A 22,249-nucleotide genomic window follows, 5' to 3' on the forward strand; every position below is an offset into this window, starting at 1 on the left:
GATATCCGGAGGAATGAATCATGAGACCTAAAATTGTTGCCGGCAACTGGAAGAGTCATGGCTCCCTGGCATTCTGTGATCAATATGCCAGGGAACTGGTCTCCCGGCTTGAATCGCAGCCCGCCCGGGATGTCGAGATCATGGTGGCGGCACCCTTTGTATATCTTGGTGTCCTGAGTGGCGCATTCAGGGGATCGCCAGTGGCACTGGGGGCCCAGAACTGCTCAGCCACTGGCCCCGGGGCGTACACGGGCGAGGTGACCGCGGAAATGCTGACGGATGTGGGCGTGACCCATGTCATTGTCGGCCATTCCGAACGCCGCAACCTTTACGGCGAAACGGATGAAACGGTACGTCACAAGCTTCAGCAGGCCTTTGCTGCCGGTCTGGTACCGGTGCTTTGTGTCGGTGAAACCCTCGAGGAGCGGGATGCAGGGCAGGCAGAAGAGGTGTGCCGCCGTCAGCTGGGGGTGCTTGAAGGGATGGTGCCGGAAGGGGCGCGACTGGTCATTGCCTACGAGCCGGTCTGGGCCATTGGGACCGGCCGCACGGCCAGTGCAGAGCAGGCACAGGCCATGCATGCGGTGCTCCGCGATGCACTGAACGGCATGGGACTGCCGGGCGAAAGTCTGCCCATTCTCTATGGCGGATCGGTCAAACCGGACAACGCTGCAGGACTTTTTGCCTGTGAAGACGTGGATGGTGCACTTGTTGGGGGTGCATCTCTTGAAGTTGAAAGTTTTGCCTGTATAATTGCAGCCCTCTCTGAGAGGACATGAAATGGGCTTTGTTGAAACACTGGTAGTTGCCGTACATGTGCTGTTGTCAATCGCGCTGATTGCGCTGATTCTGATTCAGCATGGCAAGGGCGCGGATGCAGGCGCAGCCTTCGGTAGTGGTGCATCCCAAACAGTATTTGGTGCTCAGGGCAGCGCATCTTTTCTTCAGCGCTTGACATCCTGGCTGGCTGTATTATTCTTTGCGACCAGTTTCACGCTGGCAGTGTTTGCCAAGCAGCGGGCAGATATCGCGCCTGACGAAGGTATCCCCGGTATTCCGGCGATTACCGAGAGCGCAGCGGATCAGCCGGCACCGCAACCTCAGGCGGGCGAAGGTGCTGAAAAGAATGATGTGCCGGCACTGGATGCGACTGCTGGTGAAGCTGGAGACAGCAACGCAGCACCGGATTTGCAGTAACAGTTTTTGAGTTTTGCCGAAGTGGTGGAATTGGTAGACACGCTATCTTGAGGGGGTAGTGGCCACTGGCCGTGCCGGTTCAAGTCCGGCCTTCGGCACCATATCTGAAGCAGGCGGGCATTGACCCGCCTGTTTTTTTGGGGCTATAATAAGCGCCGCCGCTGACAGGATGTCAGCCAGCAAGAACCCCGTCAGGGGTTTTTTGCTACATGGATCAAGCAGTATTCATAAATGGGCGCTCGGTGCCCATTTTTTATTTGTCACATCAACAAGGCAGTACACATTGGCACGAAAAGACGATCTGGTAGAGCTGATCAGGCCCGTGGTCGAAGGGCTGGGTTACATATTCTGGGGGCTGGACTATCTGTCCCAGGGCCACCGCAGTCTCCTGCGCATTTTTATCGACTCCGAAGACGGAGTGACCATTGATGATTGCGAGAAGGTGAGCCGGCAGATCAGCGGCATCCTGGATGTGGAAGACCCCATCAAGAATGAGTACACCCTGGAGGTTTCCTCCCCGGGGTGGGACAGGCCACTGTATGAGCCCTGGCAGTATCGCCAGTATGTCGGAGAAACAATCAGCTTGCGCCTGAGCGCGCCTTTTGAAGGCCGACGCAAGTACAAGGGTGTGCTGACCTGTGTCGAGGACACAGATGAAATCGGTTTGTATGTGGATGGGGAAGAATATGTCTTTCCTGTTGAGTGGATTGAAAAAGCGAACATCGTGCCGCGGACAGACGGCCCAGCGACAGAGGTATCTGGAAAATGAGTAAAGAATTGTTGATGGTTGTGGAAGCGATCGCCAACGAGAAGGATGTCGACAAGGGCGTCATTTTCGAAGCCATAGAGCTGGCGCTGGCCGCAGCCACGAAGAAGCAGTTTGAAGACGAAGAAGCGGATGTGCGTGTCGAGATAGACCGCAAGACCGGTGAATACAAGGCATTTCGCCGCTGGCTGGTGGTGGACAACGATGCTGTACCGGCACTGGGTACGGAGCTGACGCTTGAGGAAGCGCACGAAATCGACCCCAATCTCAAGCCTGGCGACATCTACGAAATCCCGGTGGAAGCCGTGGACTTCGGCCGCATCGGTGCACAGGCCGCCAAGCAGATCATCGTGCAGAAGGTACGTGAGGCCGAGCGCGCCAAGATCGTCGAAGCCTACCGTGACCGGGTGGGCGAACTTGTGACCGGTACGGTCAAGAAGACGACACGTGACAACATTATCGTGGACCTTGGCAACAATGCCGAAGCGCTGCTGCCCAAGGACCAGACGCTGCCGACCGACCGTTTCCGCATGGGGGAGCGTGTTCGCGCTCTGCTCAAGGAGATTCGGGAGGATGTCCGGGGTGCCCAGCTGATTCTCAGCCGGACCTGCAATGAAATGCTGATCGAGCTGTTCCGCATCGAGGTGCCGGAGATTGCCGAAGAGGTCATCGAAATCAAGGCTGCAGCGCGGGATCCCGGAGCGCGCGCCAAGATTGCCGTCAAGACCAATGACGGACGCATTGACCCTGTTGGTGCCTGTGTCGGCATGCGGGGTGCGCGGGTGCAGGCCGTATCCGGCGAGCTCGGTGGCGAGCGTATTGATATCATCCTCTGGGATGACAATCCCGCCCAGTTGGTCATCAACGCCATGGCACCGGCGGAAGTGGCTTCCATCATCATGGATGAGGACACCCACACCATGCAGGTGGCGGTGGCCGAGGACAACCTGGCCATGGCGATCGGCCGGGGCGGTCAGAACGTGCGACTGGCCAGCCAGCTCACCGGCTGGGAAATCGACGTGATGACAGAGGAAGAAGCGCGCAAGCGTCAGGAAGAGGAACTGAATCAGTACGTCAGGCTCTTTGTGGAAGAGCTGGATGTGGACGAGGAGCTGGCGCAGGTACTGGCGGAAGAAGGTTTCACCAGTATTGAAGAAGTGGCCTATGTCCCTTCAGAAGAAATGCTGATGATCGAAGGGTTTGATGAAGACCTGGTGACGGCATTGCGGCAGCGTGCCAAGGATGTGCTGCTGAACAAGGCGCTGGCGGATGAAGAGAAGCTCGAGCAGGCACAGCCTGCAGAGGACCTGCTCAATATGGAGTCCATGGATCGCCACACGGCGTTTCAGTTGGCCGCCAAAGGCATTATCACTATGGAAGATCTGGCCGAACAGTCCGTTGATGAGCTCATGGACATTGATGGCATGACCGAGGAGCGTGCGGCGGAGTTGATCATGATCGCACGCAAGCCCTGGTTTGAGGATGCTGAAGAGTAACGGCCAACAGGAGAGTCCCGTATGACAGAAGTAACCGTATCCAAACTGGCGGAAGAAATCAGGACGCCAGTCGAAAAACTCCTGAAACAGATGCATGAGGCCGGTATCAAAAAGGCAGCGGCGGATGATGTGGTCACCGCTCAGGAAAAGCAGGCGCTGCTGGCTTACCTGAAGCAGGCCCACGGTGAAGATCTGGCCGAGCCCAGCAAGATCACCCTGAAGCGCAAGAAGACGACAACCATTCGTGCGGGTGCCAACCGTACGGTCAATGTCGAGGTGCGCAAGAAGCGGACCTATGTCAAGCGCGCAGCCATTCAGACCGGGCCGACGCCGGAAGAGCTGGCCGCGAAGGAAGCCGAAGAAGCGCGTCGCAAGGCTGAGGAGGAGGCCGCCGCGGCAGCGGCTGCAGCGGCAGAAGCCAAGGCACGTGAAGAAGCTGAAAAGGCCGCGGCAGAGGCTGCCCGGTCGGCTGAGTCCGAGTCCGGGCAGAAGGATGCCCCGGCAGCAGTGGAAGAGGTAGCCGGTTCACCCGAGCCCGAAACCAAGGCAGAGCCTGCCGAAGACGCACGCCCGCACAAGAAAAAGCATCACGAACCGCGTGATGACAAGGATGATGCACCCAAGCACAAACCCAAGCCCAAGCCCAAGGCGGAGAAGAAGTCGCCCAAGAAGCTGGTGGAAGCCGAGCTTGTCGAGCCCGATGAAGTGGAAGAGGTGGTGGCGGATATTCCGCGTGCCAAGCTCAAGGTTCCCGTCAAGTCCATGCAGCGCCGCAAAAAGAAGGCCAACAGGCAACAGGCTGCACAACAACGTACTCAGCAGCCGGTGGTCAGAGAAGTGGTAATTGGTGAAAGCATAACAGTGGGCGAGCTGGCCCAGAAGATGTCCGTCAAGGCGGCGGAAGTGATCAAGCACCTGATGAAGCTGGGTGTGATGGCGACCGTGAACCAGCCCCTGGAGCAGGAAGTCGCTCAGCTGGTGGCCGAAGAGATGGGACACAAGGTGGTGCTCACCAAGGAAAATGCCGTGGAAGAAGAGGTCATGGAATCCATTACCTACACCGGCGAGCCCGAGCCCCGGGCACCGGTTGTCAGTGTCATGGGTCACGTGGACCACGGCAAGACGTCGTTGCTCGACTACATCCGCCGCACCCGCGTGGCAGCCAAGGAATCCGGTGGTATCACCCAGCATATCGGTGCCTATGCGGTCAAGACGCCGCACGGCAAGATCACCTTCCTGGACACCCCGGGCCACGCCGCCTTCACGGCCATGCGCGCACGCGGTGCCCAGTGTACGGATATCGTCATTCTCGTGGTGGCCGCGGACGATGGCGTCATGCCGCAAACCAAGGAGGCGGTCGAGCACGCGCGTGCCGCCGGCGTGCCGCTGATTGTCGCGGTCAACAAGATTGACAAGGAAGAAGCCGACCCGGATCGCGTCCGCAACGAACTGTCAGCACTTCAGGTCATCCCGGAAGAGTGGGGCGGTGACGTGCAGTTTGTGAATGTGTCCGCACACACGGGACAGGGCATTGATGACCTGCTGGAAGCCATCCTGCTGCAGGCCGAGATTCTTGAACTCAAGGCCTGGCACAAGGGGCCGGCCCAGGGTGTGGTAATCGAGTCCAGCCTCGACAAGGCGCGGGGTTCGGTGGCGACCGTCCTGGTTCAGAACGGTACGCTGCAGCGTGGAGATATTGTGCTGGCCGGTACGCACTACGGCCGTGTGCGCGCCATGCTGGACGAGAACGGCAAGCCGGTGAAGCAGGCCGGCCCGTCAACCCCTGTGGAGATTCTGGGTCTGTCCGGCACCCCGGATGCCGGTGATGAATTCCTGGTGGTGGAAGATGAGCGCAAGGCCCGCGAAGTTGCGCAGTATCGCGAGGAGAAACTGCGTGCCGAGCGACTCGCCCGCCAGCAGAAGGCATCTCTGGAGAACCTGTTCGACAATATCGGCAAGGGTGCGGTGCGTTCGCTCAACATCATTCTGAAGACGGATGTGCGCGGTTCGCTCGAAGCGCTGACCAGTGCCTTGCAGGAGCTGGGTAACGATGAGGTCAAGGTCAACATTGTCAGCAGCGGTGTCGGTGGGATCGCCGAAACGGACGTCTCCCTGGCGGTGGCCTCGGAAGCCATTATCATCGGCTTCAACGTGCGTGCGGATGCCAAGGCCCGCAAGCTGGTCGAGCAGGAAGGCGTCGAACTGCGTTATTACAGCGTCATCTATGACATCATTGATGACATCAAGGCCGCACTGACCGGTATGCTGGAACCCGAGTTCAAGGAAGAGATCGTGGGCATCGCCGAGGTGCGTCAGACCTTCCGCTCGCCGAAGTTTGGCCAGGTGGCCGGTTGCATGGTGGTGGAAGGTACGGTCTACCGCAACAAGCCCATCCGTGTCCTGCGTGACAACGTGGTGATCTTTGAAGGCGAGCTGGAGTCCCTGCGTCGCTTCAAGGATGACGTGTCCGAAGTGCGTGCCGGCATGGAGTGTGGTATCGGTGTGCGCAACTATGAAGTGAAAGTCGGCGACCTGATCGAGGTCTTCGACCGCGTCAAGGTTGAGCGCAAACTGTAAGCGGAGGCGCCTGTGGCACGTGAATTCAGTCGGACCGATCGGGTTGCCGATCAGGTGCAGCGGGAGCTGGCCGTCCTGATCCAGCGGGAGTTGAAAGACCCCCGCCTGGGCATGGTGACGGTCAACGCCGTACGCATCAGCAAGGATCTCATGTACGCGGACGTTTATGTCACGGTGCTCAATACCCGGGACATGGACGATGAGCAGGCGGCACTGGAGTCCCTGGAGATTCTGGAGGGGGCCAAAGGTTTCCTGCGCAGTGAACTGGGCCGGCGCATCAAGATCCGCGTCATGCCCGAGCTGCGCTTTCACTATGATGAAAGTGTAAGCTACGCTCAGCGCATGAACCGCCTCATTGCGAAGGCGCGTGCGCGGGATGGTCAATCCAGTGGTGACGATGGCCAGGAGTAAGTCTCGCGGCAGACCTGTGCATGGCGTTGTGCTGGTGGACAAGCCTCAGGGCATGACGTCCCACACGGTGGTGCAACGGGTGCGCAAGTGCTTTCAGGCGGCCAGGGCCGGGCATACGGGAGCGCTGGATCCGCTGGCCACCGGCCTGCTGCCGGTCTGTCTGGGAGAGGCCACCAAGTTCGGCAATGTGCTGCTTGAGTCGGACAAGGGCTACGAAGCCATAGCCCGCCTGGGACAGACGACGGACACCGGTGATGCTGACGGTCAGGTGCTGGACACCCGGCCCGTTCCCCTTCGGCACGAGGTGGATCTGGATGATCTGGTTCGCCGCTTCAGCGGTGTGATCGAGCAGATTCCGCCCATGTATTCGGCGCTGAAGCACAAGGGTACCCCGCTGCACAAGCTCGCTCGCCAGGGGGTGGAGGTGGAACGCGCACCACGGCCCGTGACCATCCATGCGCTCAATCTGGCGTGGGTGGATGATGAGCGTCTGAAAGTCACCGTACGGTGCTCCAAGGGGACCTATATCCGTGTGCTGGTGGAGGATATGGGGCGCGTGCTGGGTTGCGGTGCTCACGTGGAACAGCTCCGGCGGACGGAAGTGGCCGGATTGCAGGTCAGTGAGGCCGTTCCGCTGGATGTGCTGAGCGAATGTGGTGCACCGGAAGATTATCTGTTGCCCGTGGACACGCTGGTTCAGCATCTGCCGGTTCAGGTGCTGGATTCGGCGCAAAAGCACTCGCTTCTCCATGGGCAACCGGTTACAATAACGCCCCGTTCTGAAGCGGGAGACGTACGACTGTACGGCCCCGGGGGCGAGTTCATCGGACTGGGTATTGCGGAAGGCGCGCAATTGCGCTCGCGACGGCTGGTCAGTACGGACTATCTTCAGATACTGAACCTCTAGCCCGGCTGCAGATATGCGTGGCCGGTGCCGGATTCATTGGCATATTCATCGGAGTACGATCACATGGCACTGAGTGCAGAAGAAAAAGCAGCAATCATCAAGGAATACCAGACCAAAGAAGGCGATACCGGTTCTCCTGAAGTTCAGGTGGCACTGCTGACAGCGAACATCAACAAGCTGCAGGAGCACTTCCAGAACAACAAGCAGGATCACCATTCCCGCCGCGGTCTGATCCGCATGGTCAACCAGCGTCGCAAACTGCTCGACTACCTCAAGGGCAAGAGCACCGATCGTTACGCTGATCTGATCAAGCGTCTGGGTCTGCGTCGCTAAGCTTTTTCAGTGGGGGCGGGCTGTGCCTGCCCCGACAGGTTTTACGCAGTGCCGGCAGGGGAGACCCTGCTGGCTTGCGGCGTTTGTGGCCGCATCATATATTTGAATTGAATGAGCAAGAAAGAGAAATCAAGACTTTAAAGGAGTCACCGTGAATCCCATCCGTAAAACGTTTCAATATGGCCAGACAACAGTAACTTTGGAAACAGGGCGGATTGCCCGGCAGGCCACCGGTGCCGTCATGGTGACCATGGGCGACACAGCCGTACTGGCCACGGTTGTGGCGGCAAAGGAGGCCAAGGAAGGACAGGGCTTCTTCCCGCTGACCGTTCACTATCAGGAAAAGACCTACGCGGTGGGCAAGATTCCCGGTGGCTACTTCAAGCGTGAAGGCCGTCCGACCGAAAAGGAAACCCTGACCTCCCGCCTCATCGACCGCCCCATCCGCCCCCTGTTCCCCAACGGATTCATGAACGAAGTACAGCTTATCTGTACCGTGATGTCCGCCAGCAAGGATCACGATCCGGATATCGCCGCCATGATCGGTGCCTCGGCAGCGCTGGCCGTGTCCGGCATCCCCTTCGAGGGGCCGATCGGCGCCGCCCGCGTCGGCTACACGGACGACAAGGGCTATATCCTCAACCCGGCCAATCATGAGCTGGAGCATTCCCGCCTGGACATGGTTGTGGCCGGTACCGGAGATGCTGTCCTGATGGTGGAATCCGAAGCCAAGGAGCTGTCGGAAGACGAAATGCTGGGTGCCGTGCTGTTTGCCCACGAAGAAATGCAGTGCGTGATCCAGGCCATCAACGAGTTTGCCGCCGAAGCCAATGTGCAGAAGTGGGACTGGACGCCGCCGGCAGAAAATGAGGCGCTCAAGACGCTGGTGAAAGAGAAGTACGCCGCCGCCATTACCGAGGCCTACACCATTTCGGACAAGATGCAGCGCTATGCGCGTCTGGGTGAGCTGCGTGATCAGGCCATCGCCGAGCTGGCTCCGGAAGAGGGTGAGTACAGCGCGGAAGAGGTGAAGAGCTACTTCGGCAAGCTGGAAAAGGAAATCGTCCGCGAGCGCATTCTTTCCGGCCAACCCCGGATTGACGGCCGCGATACCCGTACCGTGCGGCCCATTACCTGTGAAATCGGTGTACTGCCGCGTACCCATGGTTCCGCCCTGTTCACCCGCGGTGAAACCCAGGCGCTGGTGACCGTGACGTTGGGTACGGCCCGTGACGCACTCATCGTCGATGCCCTGGAAGGCGAGCGCAAGGAGCCTTTCCTGTTCCACTACAATTTCCCGCCGTTCTCCGTGGGTGAAGTCAGCCGCTTGGGCTCCGTCGGCCGCCGTGAAATCGGTCATGGTCGTCTGGCACGCCGTGGTGTGCAGGCCGTGATGCCGAGCCAGGATGACTTCCCCTATGTCATCCGTGCTGTGTCCGAAATCACCGAGTCCAACGGCTCCTCGTCCATGGCCAGTGTGTGTGGTTCATCCCTGGCACTGATGGATGCAGGGGTGCCCATCAAGGCACCGGTGGCGGGTATTGCCATGGGCCTGATCAAGGAAGGCGACCGCTATGCCGTGCTGACCGATATCCTCGGTGACGAGGATCACCTGGGTGACATGGACTTCAAGGTGGCCGGTACCGCGGAAGGCGTAACGGCCCTGCAGATGGACATCAAGATCAACGGCATCACGGAAGAGATCATGGAAATCGCACTGGCGCAGGCCCATGAAGCCCGGTTGCACATTCTTGGTGAAATGGCGAAGGTGATCGCCAAACCGCGTGAAGGACTGTCCGATACGGCGCCGCGCATGGTGCAGATCAAGATCGATCCGGACAAGATCCGTGACGTCATCGGCAAGGGGGGTGCTACCATCCGTGCGCTGTGTGAGGAAACCGGTGCGTCCATCGACATCGAGGACGACGGCACGGTGCGCATTTATGCCGACACGGCTCTGGCGGCAGATGACGCCCTGTACCGCATCCAGGAAATCACTGCGGAAGCGGAAATCGGCAAGGTCTACAAGGGCAAGGTGGCGCGCATCGTGGAATTCGGTGCATTTGTGACCTTCCTGCCGGGCAAGGACGGACTGGTGCACATCTCCCAGATCGCCCAGGAGCGTGTCAAGGATGTGAATGATTACCTCAAGGAAGGGGAAGAGGTTTACGTGAAGGTGCTGGATGTGGATCAGCGCGGCCGCGTGAAGCTGTCCATCAAGGAGGTGACCGACGCGGACAAGGCGGAGCTGGAGGGCTGAGTTCATGACGGTTCGCACGCGTATTGCGCCGTCGCCCACCGGTGATCCGCATGTGGGTACCGCCTATATCGCGCTGTTCAACCTCTGTTTTGCCCGCCAGCATGGCGGGCAATTCGTGCTGCGTATCGAAGACACGGATCAGACCCGCAGCACGGCCGAGTCCGAACAGGCGATTCTGGATGCCTTGCGCTGGCTGGGGCTGGAGTGGGACGAGGGCCCCGACGTGGGCGGCCCGCATGGGCCGTACCGGCAGAGCGAGCGCAAGGACATCTATCGCCAGTACGCCGAGCAACTCGTCGAGGCGGGGCACGCCTTCCGGTGCTACCGGACACCTGAGGAACTGGACGCCCTGCGGGAGCAGATCCGTGCCGAGGGTCAGACGCGCGCGCTCAAGCCTTCGGATCTGGAACTGCCGGCTGAGGAGCAGGCACGCCGTGAGGCCGAAGGACATCCGTATGTGATCCGCATGCGTGTGCCCGAGAGCGGCCGTTGTGTCATCCGGGACCGGCTGCGTGGCGAGATCGAGCTGGACTGGGCGCTGGTGGATGCGCAGATTCTGCTCAAGTCCGACGGCATGCCCACCTATCATCTGGCCAACGTGGTGGACGACCATCTGATGGGTATCACCCACGTGATCCGGGGCGAGGAGTGGATCAACTCGGCACCCAAGCACAAGCTGCTCTATGAGTACTTTGGCTGGGAGATGCCCGAGCTGTGTCACATGCCCCTGTTGCGCAATCCGGACAAGAGCAAGCTGTCCAAGCGCAAGAATCCGACCAGCATCCTGTTCTACGAGCGCCTGGGCGTGCTGCCCGAGGCCTTGCTGAACTATCTGGGACGCATGGGCTGGTCCATGCCGGACGAGCGTGAAAAGTTCACGCTGGCCGAGATGATCGCGCACTTCGATATTGACCGGGTGTCGCTGGGCGGACCGGTGTTCGACGTGGAGAAGCTGCGCTGGCTCAATGGTGTCTGGATCCGGGAGGAGCTGGATGATGACGCCTTTGCCGAACGCCTGCTGGACTGGTCATTCCGCCGCGAGCGCCTGATGCCGCTGGTGCCTCACGTCAAGGGACGGATCCACACCTTCTCCGACGTGGCACCAATGAGCGCCTTCCTGTTTTCCGGCATGCTGCCGTTGACGGAAGCAGACTTCGAACACAAGAAGCTGGATCCGGATACGGTGAAGCTGGTGCTCCAGTTTGCCCTCTGGCGTCTGGAAGCGCAGCGTCACTGGACCAAGGAGAACATCTTCGCGGATCTCAAGGCGCTGGCCAAGGGCATGGGCATCAAGATCGGTGATTTCATGGCACCCATCTTCGTGGCCATTGCCGGAACGCCCAACTCCTGGTCCGTGGTGGATTCCATGGAGTGGCTGGGCCCGGACATGAGCCGTGCCCGGTTGCGGCATGCGCTCAATGAGGTGTTGGGCGGCCTGTCCAAGAAAGGTCTGAAGAAGGCGGAGAAGGCGTACGCAGAACTGACGCAAGGCGACGGGTAACCGTTCGCCGCGCTTTTGCCTTCACATCACAAGCCCGGTGTCATCCTCCGGGGACTGCGGATCCGAGGTCGCCTTCACGTACTGGACAAGCCCGGTGCCATCCTCCGGGAACTGCGGATCTGCGATCCTGAGGTTCCCTTCGGATGGCACCGGGCTTCGTTGTGTGCGGGGCTATCGGATTGAGCTTTTCCCGGTTGGCAGATTGCTTATCGGTAACGATCCCTTGCAATTGCGAGGCGGCTCTTTTGTCCACAAGCCCAAGGCGTGCCTCCCTCTTCATTATCGTGAAACCTGCCTCAGCACCCTGAGCATGAATCACCAAACCCGATGCCATCCTCCGGGGACTGCGGATCTGCGATCCTGAGGTCCCCTCCGGATGGCACCGGGGTTCGTTTTGTGCGGGGCTATTGGGTTGAGCCTATCCCAATTGGCAGATTGCTCATCGGTGGCAATCCGATAAGCTCGCAAAGAGGATTATTTTTCCGCAAGTCAAAGGAGTGACCGTGAAGAGAATCTTTCGTTACCTGTCAGTTGCCTGCCTGCTATCTTTGGTTCTGGTTCAGCCTGCATTTGCTCAAACACTCGTGCTGTCTGATCGTCTCAGGATTGAGTTGGACGCTCCCCTCACACTGGCTCATTCCGAACGTATGCTGATCATGAAATACAGTGATTGGTCCCTGATGCACGAGGTCGTCAACCCGGCCGAGATGTATACCCAGATTAACCTGACGGGCATCGAACGGGACTACATCATCGCGATGTTTGACCCACAGAAACGACGACACTTGCCGGGCTGGCTTGCGGCGCTGGCAGACGAACAAGCCAGGATACTGGGTATTGAAAAAGGGCATGTTAACAGGACAGACGCAGGAGATGTTTCGATCTACTCCGTTTATGACCCGGAGCGCCAGGTTGGTCATCTGTACGTTTTTGAGCCCCTGAAGATTCATCATCTGATCATGCAAGGCCCTGAGAGCCGTTTGATGGACGTGATTGGAAAGCTGGGAGGCAAGTAGTGATGGATTTTCATGGGGGGATTTGTGCGCATCCGGCTTTGGTCTGAATCAGGCTGACTGCTTCGCCTGAGAGTTTGCAGAGAAGTCTTCAACCCGTATCGTAACCGGAAGATCAATCACCAAGCCCGGTGCCATCCTCCGGGGACTGCGGATCTGCGATCCTGAGGTCCCCTCCGGATGACACCGGGCTTGGTTCGGTTCAGGCTCGTTGACCCTAATCGCCCAAGATATTAAATCTTAGTTTTGGGGTATGTCTAATGACCATTTAGAGTGTTTTGCCCAATCCATGCTAGACCAACCAGTTTCTAAGATCTTTAGAGATTATTGTATCCCAGTCAGGGTCCTCTTGCTTCTTATGAAAGGCCAAATCTGCCAAGCGCTGTAGGTGTTTTAATAACTGGTCTTCAGCATTTTCGGGCGTATCTGGGACACCAAAACTATCGTTTGCGGCTATATTGGTGATACAGAATGTCATCTCATCGCCAGTATCTGAATTCCGAACACTGATGCAAATTTTTTCAGGGTTGGCTACATGCCATGGTTTTTGAGTGATCTCCCACATATAAATATTCCTCCAAAAATTTGGTTTGGTGAAGATGGCCGGTGACCTGCTCCCCACTTTCTAATCCCCATCTTCCGCCGGTTTCTTCTCCGGACAGTGATAACTGGCCACGATCCGGTCCTCGTCCACGGAATAGAGTTTCACATCAAACCCCCACAAGCGGTGAATGTGCCGCAGCGTTTCCTGAGTGTCTTCGGGATGCAGCGGAATGCGGTCCTGTGGCGTATGACGCAGGGTCAGTGAGCGGTCGCCGCGGATGTCCACGTTCCAGACCTGGATGTTCGGGTCGCGGTAGCTCAGGTTGTATTGTTTCGAGAGCTGCTCACGCACGGCCCGGTAGCCGTTTTCATCATGGATGGCGGTGATCTCGTACTCTTCGCGCTGGTCATCGTCCAGTATGCAGAAGAGCTTGAAGTCCCGGATCAGTTTCGGTGACAGGAACTGCAGGATGAAACTCTCATCCTTGAAGTTGCGCATGGCGAAGTCCAGCGTTTCCCGCCAGTCCGATCCGGCGATATCCGGGAACCATTTCCGGTCTTCGTCCGTGGGGTTTTCGCAGATCCGGCGGATGTCTCGGAACATGTTGAAACCGAGCGCATAGGGATTGATGCCGCTGTACCACGGACTGTCGAACGGGGGCTGGTAGATGACCGCCGTATGACTCTGCAGGAATTCCAGCATGAACCCGTCGGTCACCAGCCCCCTGTCATAGAGGCTGTTGATGAGGGTGTAGTGCCAGAAGGTGGCCCAGCCTTCGTTCATCACCTGGGTCTGGCGCTGCGGGTAGAAATACTGGGCCAGCTTGCGTACGATGCGGATGATCTCGCGCTGCCAGGGTTCCAGCAAGGGCGCATTTTTCTCGAAGAAGTACAGCAGGTTTTCCTGGGGCTCCTCCGGGAAGCGACGGGTTTGCTCCGACTCCGGTTGCGCCTTGGGTGCGGGAATGGTGCGCCAGAGGTCATTGATCTGGCGCTGGAGGTATTCTTCCCGTTCCTGCTGGCGCCGGGCTTCCTCTGTTGCGGAGATGGGCGGCGGGCGCTGGTAGCGGTCCACGCCCTGGTTCATGATGGCGTGGCAGGAGTCCAGAAAGGCTTCCACGGTCTCCACGCCATGGCGTTGCTCGCACTGGGCGATGTAATTGCGGGCAAAGACCAGATAGTCGATGATGGCGCTGGCGTCGGTCCAGGTACGGAACAGGTAGTTGCCCTTGAAAAAGGAGTTGTGGCCGTAGCAGGCGTGGGCGATGACCAGCGCCTGCATCATCATGGTGTTTTCTTCCATGAGGTAGGCGATGCAGGGATTGGAGTTGATGACGATCTCGTAGGCCAGTCCCATCTGCCCGCGCTTGTAGAGCTTCTCTGTCTGCAGGAACTGCTTGCCGAATGACCAGTGGTGATAGCCTACGGGCATGCCGACGGATGAGTAGGCGTCCATCATCTGTTCGGCACTGATGATTTCGATCTGGTTGGGGTAGGTGTCCAGGCCATATTCTTCCGCCAGCGCGGCAATGGCCCGGTCGTAGGCTTCGATGAGCTCGAAGGTCCATTCCGATCCGGTGGAGATGGGGCGGCGGCCGGGTTGCCCCATGCCCTGGCGGTCCCGATCGGTGATGCCGGTGTCGTCACGCGGTGACATGCTCCACCTCCTGTTTGCGGAAGAGCTTGCGGAAGACCGGGTAGATGTCCGAGACATCGACGATCTGCTGCATGGCGAAGCGCTCCCTGAATCTGGCGGCCAGCTTTTCATACTCGTACCAGAGCATCTGGTGGTCGTGGGGTGTAATTTCGATGTAGGAGTAGAACTGGCAGCGGGGCAGGATGTCGTTGGCCAGCAGCTGACCACAGCGGGGTGAGTCGTCGTTCCAGTTGTCGCCGTCCGAGGCCTGGGCGGCATAGATGTTCCAGTCACTGGCCGGATAGCGATCATCCATGATTTCCTTCATCAGCTTGAGTGCACTGGAGACGATGGTGCCCCCGGTTTCCCGGCTGTAGAAAAACTCTTCCTCGTCCACTTCCTTGGCACTGGTGTGGTGCCGGATGAAGACCACCTCGATCTTTTTGTAGTTCCGCTTGAGGAACAGATAGAGCAGGATGAAGAAACGCTTGGCGATGTCCTTGTGCTGCTGGCTCATGGAACCGGAAACGTCCATCAGGCAGAACATGACTGCCGCAGTGGCGGGCTGGGGTTCCTTGACGTGCCGGTTGTAGCGGATATCGATTTCGTCCAGAAAGGGGATGTGGCTGAGCCGGCGCTTGATCTTTTCGATGCGCGCTTCCAGTTCCTCGATCCGGGGACGGGTGTCCAGGGCCGGATCGTCGCTGGCGGGCAGGTTGCGCAGGGTTTCGAGTTCGGCCTCCAGTTCCCGCAGTTCCTTGCGCTTCTTTCCGGACAAGGCCAGACGCCTGGCGTAGGCGCCACGCATGGATCTCACCACGTTGATCTTGGCGGGAGTGCCCTGGGTGGTGTAGCCGGCTCTCACCAGTTTGAAATTGGAGGCTTCCTTGAGCTGTTTCTGTACCAGGTTGGGCAGGGCCAGGTCCTCGAACATGAAATCGAGAAATTCGTCCTGGCTGATCTGGAACACGAACTCGTCCAACCCTTCGCCGCTGTCACTGGCCTGACCCTGTCCGGCACCACCACCTCCGGCACCACCCGGCGGACGGGGCAGGGTGTCGCCGGTGACGAATTCCTTGTTGCCGGGATGCACGACACTGCGCCGGCCCCCCTTGCCGTGATGCAGGGTCGGTTCGCTGATGTCGCGCTTGGGGATGCTGATGCTTTCTCCCCGGTCGATGTCCGTGATGGAGCGTCTGTTCACGGCATCCGCCACCGCTTTCTTGATGTGTTCGCGATAGCGGCGCAGGAAGCGCTGGCGGTTGACGGCACTCTTGTTCTTGCCGTTCAGCCGCCGGTCAATGATGTGCGAGCCGGTCATGGAACCTCCCCGTCAGTGGGATTTGCGAACGCGCAGGTACCATTCGCAGAGCAGGCGGACCTGCTTCTCGGTGTAGCCCCGTTCGATCATGCGGTTCACGAAATCCTTGTGCTTCTTCTGGTCCTCCGCGGAGGCCTTGGCGTTGAAGGAGATGACCGGCAGCAGGTCCTCCGTGTTGGAGAACATCTTCTTCTCGATGACCGTGCGCAGCTTCTCGTAACTCAGCCAGGACGGATTCTTGCCGCCATTGTTGGCCCGTGCGCGCAGTACAAAGTTCACCACTTCGTTGCGGAAATCCTTGGGATTGCTGATGCCGGCGGGCTTTTCGATCTTCTCCAGTTCGTCGTTGATGGCCGAGCGGTTGAAGATCTCGCCGGTCTCCGGATCCCGGTACTCCTGATCCTGAATCCAGAAGTCGGCATAGGTGACGTAGCGGTCGAAAATGTTCTGCCCGTATTCGCTGTAGGATTCCAGATAGGCAGTCTGGATTTCCTTGCCGATGAATTCCACATACTGGGGCGCCAGGTATTCCTTGATGAAGCGCAGATAACGGTCCTGGACTTCCTGGGGAAACTGTTCCTGTTCGATCTGCTTTTCCAGCACGTAGAGCAGGTGTACCGGGTTGGCTGCCACTTCGGTGGTGTCGAAATTGAACACCTTGGAAAGGATCTTGAAGGCGAAGCGGGTGGACAGCCCGTCCATGCCTTCGTCCACGCCGGCAGCGTCCCGGTATTCCTGAATGGACTTGGCCTTGGGATCGGTATCCTTGATGTTCTGGCCGTCATAGACCTTCATCTTGCTGTAGATGCTGGAGTTTTCCGGTTCCTTCAGGCGCGACAGGACAGTGAACTCGGCCAGCATCTTGAGGGTATCGGGGGCGCAGGGGGCACCGGCCAGCGAGCTGTTGCGGATCAGCTTCTCGTAGATCTTGATCTCTTCGGTCACCCGCAGGCAGTAGGGGACCTTGACGATATAGATCCGGTCGAGGAACGCTTCGTTGTTCTTGTTGTTGCGGAAGGCCTGCCACTCGGACTCGTTCGAGTGGGCCAGAACGATGCCCTCGAAGGGCACGGCACTCATGCCTTCGGTGGTGTTGTAGTTGCCTTCCTGGGTTGCGGTGAGCAGCGGGTGCAGCACCTTGATGGGAGCCTTGAACATTTCCACGAATTCGAGAATGCCCTGGTTGGCCTTGTTGAGGCCGCCGGAGAAGCTGTAGGCATCCGGGTCGTGCTGGGGGAAGTCTTCCAGCATGCGGATGTTGACCTTGCCCACCAGCGAGGAGATGTCCTGGTTGTTTTCGTCACCGGGTTCGGTCTTGGCAATGGCGATCTGATCCAGGATGGACGGATAGAGTTTGACCACCCTGAACTTGCGGATATCCCCGCCGAATTCGTGCAGGCGCTTCACCGCCCAGGGCGACATGATGTAGTTCAGGTAGCGTCTGGGAATGCCGTACTGTTCTTCCAGAATGTCCGCATCTTCCTTGGGATCGAAGAGCCCAAGGGGGGATTCGTACACGGGCGAGCCCTTGAGGGCGTAAAACGGCACCTTCTGCATCAGGGACTTGAGCTTTTCTGCCAGCGAGGACTTGCCACCACCCACCGGGCCCAGCAGGTAGAGGATCTGTTTCTTCTCTTCCAGCCCCTGGGCGGCGTGACGGAAGAAGGAGACGATGTTTTCCACCGCCTCTTCCATGCCGTAGAACTCGCTGAATTCCGGATAGCGCTTGATGACCTTGTTGGAGAAGATCCGGCTCAGGCGTGGATCACGCGAGGTATCCACCAGTTCCGGCTCACCGATGGCCATGAGCATGCGCTCCGAGGCCGAGGCGTAGGCCGTGGGATCGGACTTGCACAGCTCGAGATATTCCTCGAGCGAATATTCCTCCTCCTGACGGGATTCATAGCGGCTCATGAACTGGTTGAAGATGGTCATAGGTCCTCCCCTCGTGACTGAAACCGGCAATCTCCCTGTGCCTCAGATCCGGAATGGGTCTGATAAATCTGACTCCTTCAACTTCAGAATAGTTCAGCTTTTGACCATTGGACAGGCAGGAAGATGACGATGCGGTTACAAATTGTACAGATGAGGGTCAGAGTCTGAAGGCAGCCCGGCTCCCGCCCAGGTCCTTGGCCTCTGACAAGGCATCCCGGGCGGCGTTGACCAGTTGCTGCCAGCCCGGCTCCTGGCTGGCCAGTTCGGAGGATACGCCGGCACTGACCGTCACATGCAGGCGTTCGCCTTCCACGTCAAAGACACGGTGGCCGATCCGGTCACACAGCTCTTCGGCGACCTGCATGGCCCCTTCCAGTGGTGTGTGGGGCAGCAGCAGGGCAAAACGGTCACCGTCCAGCTTGAACAGGCTGTCGCCGGCACGCTGCACGCGTGTTTCCAGTACCCGCGCTATCTGGCGCAGAAGTTCGTCGCCGGCAAGGGCGCTGTGTTTCTGGTTGATGTCGCGGAAATCGTCCACATCCAGAAGGATGAGTGACAGCGGGGAAATGGCCCGGGCGCAACGGTTCCACTCCTCTCGCAGGGTGTCGTTGAAATAACTCTGGTTGCGCAGCCCGGTCAGCGGGTCGAGGGTGGCAATGTGTCGCAGCTTTTCCTGGGCATTGGACAGGCGGCTCATGGCATCCTGAAGCTGGCGGCTGCGCAGTTCCAGGCGGTCTTCCATTTCCCGGGCGTAGTGCTCCCGTGCACGCAATGTGGCGGCCTGAGCTTCACGCAGTTCCCGCTCCTGCTGCACCAGGCGTTTTTGCATGGCCAACCGCTGTTCGCGCTCTTCCTGGACGCGGTGCGCCAGTGCGATGGAGAACAGCAGTGCCTCCAGTGCCACGCCCACCTGGGGCGCATACTCGAATTCCGGCAGCCGGGGCAGTATGCCGCCCTTGCTCAGGGAAATGAGAATATTGCCGAGCAGAAATACGAGCCAGCCGAGGGTGAAGTAGCGGGCGGATTGCACGCCCCTCAGCCACTGGTAGCCACCCACGCCAATGCCGATGAGGGAGGCGACGAAGATGGCCAGCAGAATCAGCATGACGGCCGTATGGTAGCTGCCAAAAAGGGCGACTGCCAGACAGATCAGCCCCAGCAGGATGCCGCCCTGAATCAGCCGGCCGGGAATGCCCGGGCGTATGCCGAAGTTCAGGAAGCGATAGGAAAAGGTGGTGGCAAACACCGTTGCCAGAGAAGCCAGAATGACAAAGGCCAACTGCCCCCACTCGGCGGCTTCCGGCCACAGAAACTGCCGGGTAAAACCATGCAGATCCAGCTGAACCAGTCCGATGGATGCAATATAGAGGGTGTAATACAGGAAGGCGCGGTCACGCAGAAAGAGAAACAGCATGAAGTTGTAGGCCGCCATGATCACCAGCAGGCCGAAAAAGGCGGATTGCAGCATGAGAGGTACCTGATCGGCCTCAAAGAAGGCCTGGGGTGACCAGAGCATGAGCGGCACCTGGAGGCTGCCTTCTGTCTGCACGCGCAGGTAGAGGGTGTAGTCCGTATCGGGTTTCAGTTCGAACGGAAACAGGAAGTTGCGATGCCGGATCGGGCGGTGGGAAAAGGGCAGCGCATCACCCGAGCGATAGACGGTCACGACCTGGCCTTCGGCGACCACGTACAGGTCCACGTGATCCAGGAGGGGGTAGGCCACTTCCAGCAACCGTTGAAGCGGCTGGCCGGTGGTGTTGTAAAGCCGCAGTTTCAGCCACCAGGGCTGATTGTCGAGTCCGAAGTTCAGCACGTCCTGCCGGTTTTTCTGCCAGGACAGGTCATCCCGGGCAAGGATGCGGTCAATCTGATCGGCATCCGGGGATGCCTGGGTATACCAGATCTGGTTGGCCACATACACCTGTTGCTGATTGCCGAGCCGCAGAGCGGGTTCCCGGTGCTGGCTCGCCTGCGCATTCAGGCCGAGCGCAAGGAGCAGTACTGTGAGAACCTTGAGAAAGCTTGTCATTCCATGCGGATCGGTTAAGGTGGATGACCGTCAGTATAGATGATAAATGACACGGGAATGCAAAACGTGAAGGCAGTTTTTCTGGATGCGGCAAGCATGGGGGAGGATCTGGATTTCTCCCCTCTGGAAGGGACCGGCGTGGAGCTGGTGTGCTGGCCACAGACCTGCCCGGAACAGGTGGCAGAGCGCCTTTCCGGTGCCGGTGTGGCGATCGTCAACAAGGTGATCCTGAGCCGTGAGGTGCTGGAGGCCTGTCCGGACCTGCGCGTCATCGCGGTGACGGCCACCGGGATGAACAATGTGGATCTGGAGGCAGCACAGGCACTGGGCATCCGGGTGTTCAACGTGACCCACTATGGTACGGATGCAGTAGTGCAGCATGCGCTGACCCTGATGCTTGCGCTCTGTACGCGCCTGGTGGACTACGTTCAGGATGTGCGGGCCGGAATGTGGCAGCAGGCCAGCCAGTTCTGCCTGATGCATCATCCTGTCCGGGAAGTGGCGGGCAAGACCCTGGTGGTGGTGGGATACGGCGATCTGGGTCAGCGCATGGCCAGTGTCTGCCGTGCGCTGGGGATGACGGTGCGGGTGGCTTCGCGGCCCGGTCAGCCGGGCGGTGTGCGCAAGGGCGTCGAATACCTGCCCTTTGATGCGGCGCTGGCCGAAGCGGATGTCCTCTCGCTGCATTGCCTCCTGAGCCCGGAAACGGAGCGCATGATCAATGCGCGGACGCTGGCGCTGATGAAACCGGGGGCTCTGCTGATCAATACCGCTCGCGGCGGTCTCATCGACGAGCCGGCTTTGCTGGATGCGCTGAAATCCGGACACCTTGGCGGTGCCGGGCTGGATGTGCTGTCCAGCGAACCACCGCGGGACGGCAATCCGCTGCTGGATGCGGGGCTGCCCAATCTGCTCATTACACCTCACTGTGCCTGGGTCAGCCGGGAAGCCCGGCAGCGGCTCATTGACCGGACCGCAGAGAATATTCGCAACGGCTTGAAAATACTGGAGGTCACCCCATGAAACTCATGATTCTGGGCGCGACCGGTGCGGTGGGGCGGGAAGTGATGGCTCAGGCGCTGGCGTCGGGACGCTTCGCGGAAGTCGTGGCCCCCACACGCCGGCCCCTGCCGGCCCACAGGGGGCTGGTCAATCCGGTCTGGCCCATGACCGTACCCTTGCCGGACAGCCCTCATTGGTCGGTGGACGGAGTGATCTGCTGTCTGGGCACGACCCTGCGCAAGGCGGGCAGCCGCGAAGCCTTCCGGGTCGTGGATGAAACCCTGGTGCTGGCGGCGGCGCGCAAGGCCTGGGAGGCCGGGGCGCGGACGTTTGTGCTCAACAGCTCCATGGGGGCAGATCCGGGGGCGCCGGCATTCTACCTGCAGGTCAAGGGCAGGGTGGAGCAACAGTTGAAGGACATGGATTTTGAACGCCTGGTGCTGGTGCGGCCCTCGCTCATCGATGCGGAGCGTGAGGAGTTCCGGCCTGCAGAATGGCTGGGACGCAAGCTGTCCCGGGTGGTGCGGCCGCTGATACCGGATCGTTACAAGCCGGTCACGCCCGAGGCCATTGCCCACGCCATGCTTGCAGCGCTGGAGGGGCCGCCGGGCGTGGAGATCATCGAAAATGCGGAGATCATCAACGGAGGCTGACCGTGCAGAAGTTGCTGATTGTTCTGGGGCTGTTTCTGCTGATTCTGGGCCTGCTCTGGCCTTGGCTGGGGCATCTGCCGCTTGGCCGGTTGCCGGGGGATATCGTGATCGAACGCCCGGGCTTCCGGTTCTACATGCCCATTACCACCATGCTGCTGATCAGTCTGGTGCTCAGTGCGGTGCTGTGGCTGTTCAATGGGGCGGGGCGGTGATGTCATGTGGTTCCAGAAAACCCTGACGCTGAAGCCCCGCCCGCGGGGCTTTCATCTCATCACGCCGGAGGTGGAGGCGGCCATACCGGAGCTGGCCCGTTTCCGTGTGGGGTTGTGTCACTTGTTCCTGCTGCATACGTCCGCGTCCCTGACGCTCAATGAAAATGCCGATCCCACCGTCCGGTCCGACATGGAAGCCACCTTCAGCCATCTGGTGCCGGAGAATGCACCCTGGTATGCCCATACGCTCGAAGGGCCGGACGACATGCCGGCACACGTCAAATCCTCCCTGCTGGGCGCCTCCCTGCTGATTCCTGTGTCCGAAGGCCGTCTGGCGCTGGGTACCTGGCAGGGCATCTACCTGTGCGAGCATCGTTACCGCGGGGGAGCACGGCGTCTGCTGGTGACCCTGCAGGGCGCGGCAGAGGTGGACACCTGAGCCGGTCCGTGCCCATAA

20 protein-coding genes and 1 tRNA gene are annotated in these 22,249 nt (G+C 59.4%); 16 read left to right on the forward strand and 5 right to left on the reverse strand.

Annotated features, from left to right (window positions below; translation table 11 throughout):
* Positions 1-20 precede the first annotated feature (20 nt).
* The 12 genes from tpiA to AAIA72_RS16095 all read left to right on the forward strand — a co-directional run bounded on the left by tpiA (position 21) and on the right by AAIA72_RS16095 (position 12,464).
* Positions 21-779, forward strand: a complete 759-nt coding sequence (tpiA, locus tag AAIA72_RS16040; RefSeq protein WP_369601289.1) for a triose-phosphate isomerase — start codon at positions 21-23, stop codon at positions 777-779.
* 1 nt (position 780) lies between these two features.
* Entirely contained in the window at positions 781-1,197 is a 417-nt protein-coding gene (gene secG / locus AAIA72_RS16045; protein ID WP_369601290.1) for a preprotein translocase subunit SecG, read from the forward strand.
* Positions 1,198-1,212: 15 nt separating this feature from the next.
* A tRNA-Leu gene (locus AAIA72_RS16050) sits at positions 1,213-1,298 on the forward strand.
* Between the two features lie 182 nt (positions 1,299-1,480).
* Positions 1,481-1,966: a ribosome maturation factor RimP gene (rimP, locus tag AAIA72_RS16055; RefSeq protein ID WP_369601291.1), complete on the forward strand. Its 486-nt coding sequence runs from the start codon at positions 1,481-1,483 to the stop codon at positions 1,964-1,966.
* A complete protein-coding gene (gene nusA / locus AAIA72_RS16060; protein WP_369601292.1) occupies positions 1,963-3,459 on the forward strand; it encodes a transcription termination factor NusA in 1,497 nt (498 codons plus the stop codon). Before rimP ends, nusA begins: the two co-directional genes overlap by 4 nt.
* 21 nt (positions 3,460-3,480) lie before the next feature.
* Positions 3,481-6,036 carry a translation initiation factor IF-2 gene (gene infB, locus AAIA72_RS16065; RefSeq protein WP_369601293.1) on the forward strand — a complete coding sequence of 852 codons (2,556 nt, stop codon included), beginning with the start codon at positions 3,481-3,483 and terminating at the stop codon, positions 6,034-6,036.
* Between the two features lie 12 nt (positions 6,037-6,048).
* Positions 6,049-6,447 (forward strand): 30S ribosome-binding factor RbfA, encoded by a 399-nt coding sequence (gene rbfA / locus AAIA72_RS16070; protein ID WP_369601294.1) that lies wholly within the window; start codon positions 6,049-6,051, stop codon positions 6,445-6,447.
* Complete coding sequence (gene truB / locus AAIA72_RS16075; RefSeq protein ID WP_369601295.1) at positions 6,434-7,354, forward strand: tRNA pseudouridine(55) synthase TruB; 921 nt, start codon at positions 6,434-6,436, stop codon at positions 7,352-7,354. The genes rbfA and truB overlap by 14 nt, the downstream gene beginning before the upstream one ends.
* 63 nt (positions 7,355-7,417) lie before the next feature.
* Positions 7,418-7,687 carry a 30S ribosomal protein S15 gene (gene rpsO / locus AAIA72_RS16080; RefSeq protein ID WP_369601296.1) on the forward strand — a complete coding sequence of 90 codons (270 nt, stop codon included), beginning with the start codon at positions 7,418-7,420 and terminating at the stop codon, positions 7,685-7,687.
* Between the two features lie 151 nt (positions 7,688-7,838).
* Positions 7,839-9,947, forward strand: a complete 2,109-nt coding sequence (pnp, locus tag AAIA72_RS16085; protein WP_369601297.1) for a polyribonucleotide nucleotidyltransferase — start codon at positions 7,839-7,841, stop codon at positions 9,945-9,947.
* A 4-nt stretch (positions 9,948-9,951) separates the two neighbouring features.
* Positions 9,952-11,448, forward strand: a complete 1,497-nt coding sequence (gene gltX, locus AAIA72_RS16090) for a glutamate--tRNA ligase (RefSeq protein WP_369601298.1) — start codon at positions 9,952-9,954, stop codon at positions 11,446-11,448.
* A 503-nt stretch (positions 11,449-11,951) separates the two neighbouring features.
* Positions 11,952-12,464, forward strand: a complete 513-nt coding sequence (locus tag AAIA72_RS16095) for a hypothetical protein (RefSeq protein WP_369601299.1) — start codon at positions 11,952-11,954, stop codon at positions 12,462-12,464.
* A gap of 289 nt (positions 12,465-12,753) precedes the next feature.
* Here the strand turns inward: AAIA72_RS16095 and AAIA72_RS16100 are convergent, their stop codons facing one another.
* From AAIA72_RS16100 to AAIA72_RS16120, 5 genes are all read right to left on the reverse strand, one after another.
* Positions 12,754-13,026, reverse strand: a complete 273-nt coding sequence (locus AAIA72_RS16100; RefSeq protein ID WP_369601300.1) for a hypothetical protein — start codon at positions 13,024-13,026, stop codon at positions 12,754-12,756.
* A 60-nt stretch (positions 13,027-13,086) separates the two neighbouring features.
* Positions 13,087-14,613 (reverse strand): SpoVR family protein, encoded by a 1,527-nt coding sequence (locus tag AAIA72_RS16105; RefSeq protein ID WP_369603022.1) that lies wholly within the window; start codon positions 14,611-14,613, stop codon positions 13,087-13,089.
* A 34-nt stretch (positions 14,614-14,647) separates the two neighbouring features.
* Positions 14,648-15,961 carry a YeaH/YhbH family protein gene (locus AAIA72_RS16110; RefSeq protein WP_369601301.1) on the reverse strand — a complete coding sequence of 438 codons (1,314 nt, stop codon included), beginning with the start codon at positions 15,959-15,961 and terminating at the stop codon, positions 14,648-14,650.
* A 12-nt stretch (positions 15,962-15,973) separates the two neighbouring features.
* On the reverse strand, positions 15,974-17,896 hold the full coding sequence (locus AAIA72_RS16115) for a PrkA family serine protein kinase (RefSeq protein ID WP_369601302.1): 1,923 nt from the start codon (positions 17,894-17,896) through the stop codon (positions 15,974-15,976).
* Positions 17,897-18,053: 157 nt separating this feature from the next.
* The gene (locus AAIA72_RS16120; RefSeq protein WP_369601303.1) at positions 18,054-19,925 is read right to left on the reverse strand and encodes a 7TM diverse intracellular signaling domain-containing protein; all 1,872 of its coding nucleotides are present in this window, start codon (positions 19,923-19,925) and stop codon (positions 18,054-18,056) included.
* A gap of 57 nt (positions 19,926-19,982) precedes the next feature.
* Between AAIA72_RS16120 and AAIA72_RS16125 the strand changes: the two genes are divergently transcribed.
* From AAIA72_RS16125 to AAIA72_RS16140, 4 genes are read left to right on the forward strand one after another with little or no spacing between them, the layout of a single operon-like run.
* Positions 19,983-20,948, forward strand: coding sequence for a D-2-hydroxyacid dehydrogenase (locus tag AAIA72_RS16125; RefSeq protein WP_369601304.1), 966 nt, complete (start codon positions 19,983-19,985; stop codon positions 20,946-20,948).
* Positions 20,945-21,580, forward strand: a complete 636-nt coding sequence (locus AAIA72_RS16130) for an oxidoreductase (RefSeq protein ID WP_369601305.1) — start codon at positions 20,945-20,947, stop codon at positions 21,578-21,580. Before AAIA72_RS16125 ends, AAIA72_RS16130 begins: the two co-directional genes overlap by 4 nt.
* Before the next feature lie 2 nt (positions 21,581-21,582).
* On the forward strand, positions 21,583-21,792 hold the full coding sequence (locus tag AAIA72_RS16135; RefSeq protein ID WP_369601306.1) for a DUF2905 domain-containing protein: 210 nt from the start codon (positions 21,583-21,585) through the stop codon (positions 21,790-21,792).
* Between the two features lie 4 nt (positions 21,793-21,796).
* Complete coding sequence (locus AAIA72_RS16140) at positions 21,797-22,231, forward strand: secondary thiamine-phosphate synthase enzyme YjbQ (protein ID WP_369601307.1); 435 nt, start codon at positions 21,797-21,799, stop codon at positions 22,229-22,231.
* Positions 22,232-22,249: the final 18 nt, after the last annotated feature.

This window comes from Thermohahella caldifontis (genome assembly GCF_041153465.1).
GTDB lineage: Bacteria > Pseudomonadota > Gammaproteobacteria > Pseudomonadales > Oleiphilaceae > Thermohahella > Thermohahella caldifontis.

Coding starts and splice junctions, on each gene's coding strand:
- AAIA72_RS16100 (WP_369601300.1), bottom strand. CDS start 13,026: ATGTGGGAGATCACTCAAAAACCATGGCATGTAGCCAACCCTGAAAAA.
- secG (WP_369601290.1), top strand. CDS start 781: ATGGGCTTTGTTGAAACACTGGTAGTTGCCGTACATGTGCTGTTGTCA.
- infB (WP_369601293.1), top strand. CDS start 3,481: ATGACAGAAGTAACCGTATCCAAACTGGCGGAAGAAATCAGGACGCCA.
- nusA (WP_369601292.1), top strand. CDS start 1,963: ATGAGTAAAGAATTGTTGATGGTTGTGGAAGCGATCGCCAACGAGAAG.
- AAIA72_RS16125 (WP_369601304.1), top strand. CDS start 19,983: ATGCAAAACGTGAAGGCAGTTTTTCTGGATGCGGCAAGCATGGGGGAG.
- rpsO (WP_369601296.1), top strand. CDS start 7,418: ATGGCACTGAGTGCAGAAGAAAAAGCAGCAATCATCAAGGAATACCAG.
- AAIA72_RS16105 (WP_369603022.1), bottom strand. CDS start 14,613: ATGGGGCAACCCGGCCGCCGCCCCATCTCCACCGGATCGGAATGGACC.
- truB (WP_369601295.1), top strand. CDS start 6,434: ATGGCCAGGAGTAAGTCTCGCGGCAGACCTGTGCATGGCGTTGTGCTG.
- AAIA72_RS16130 (WP_369601305.1), top strand. CDS start 20,945: ATGAAACTCATGATTCTGGGCGCGACCGGTGCGGTGGGGCGGGAAGTG.
- tpiA (WP_369601289.1), top strand. CDS start 21: ATGAGACCTAAAATTGTTGCCGGCAACTGGAAGAGTCATGGCTCCCTG.
- AAIA72_RS16140 (WP_369601307.1), top strand. CDS start 21,797: ATGTGGTTCCAGAAAACCCTGACGCTGAAGCCCCGCCCGCGGGGCTTT.
- AAIA72_RS16110 (WP_369601301.1), bottom strand. CDS start 15,961: ATGACCGGCTCGCACATCATTGACCGGCGGCTGAACGGCAAGAACAAG.
- AAIA72_RS16120 (WP_369601303.1), bottom strand. CDS start 19,925: ATGACAAGCTTTCTCAAGGTTCTCACAGTACTGCTCCTTGCGCTCGGC.
- gltX (WP_369601298.1), top strand. CDS start 9,952: ATGACGGTTCGCACGCGTATTGCGCCGTCGCCCACCGGTGATCCGCAT.
- AAIA72_RS16115 (WP_369601302.1), bottom strand. CDS start 17,896: ATGACCATCTTCAACCAGTTCATGAGCCGCTATGAATCCCGTCAGGAG.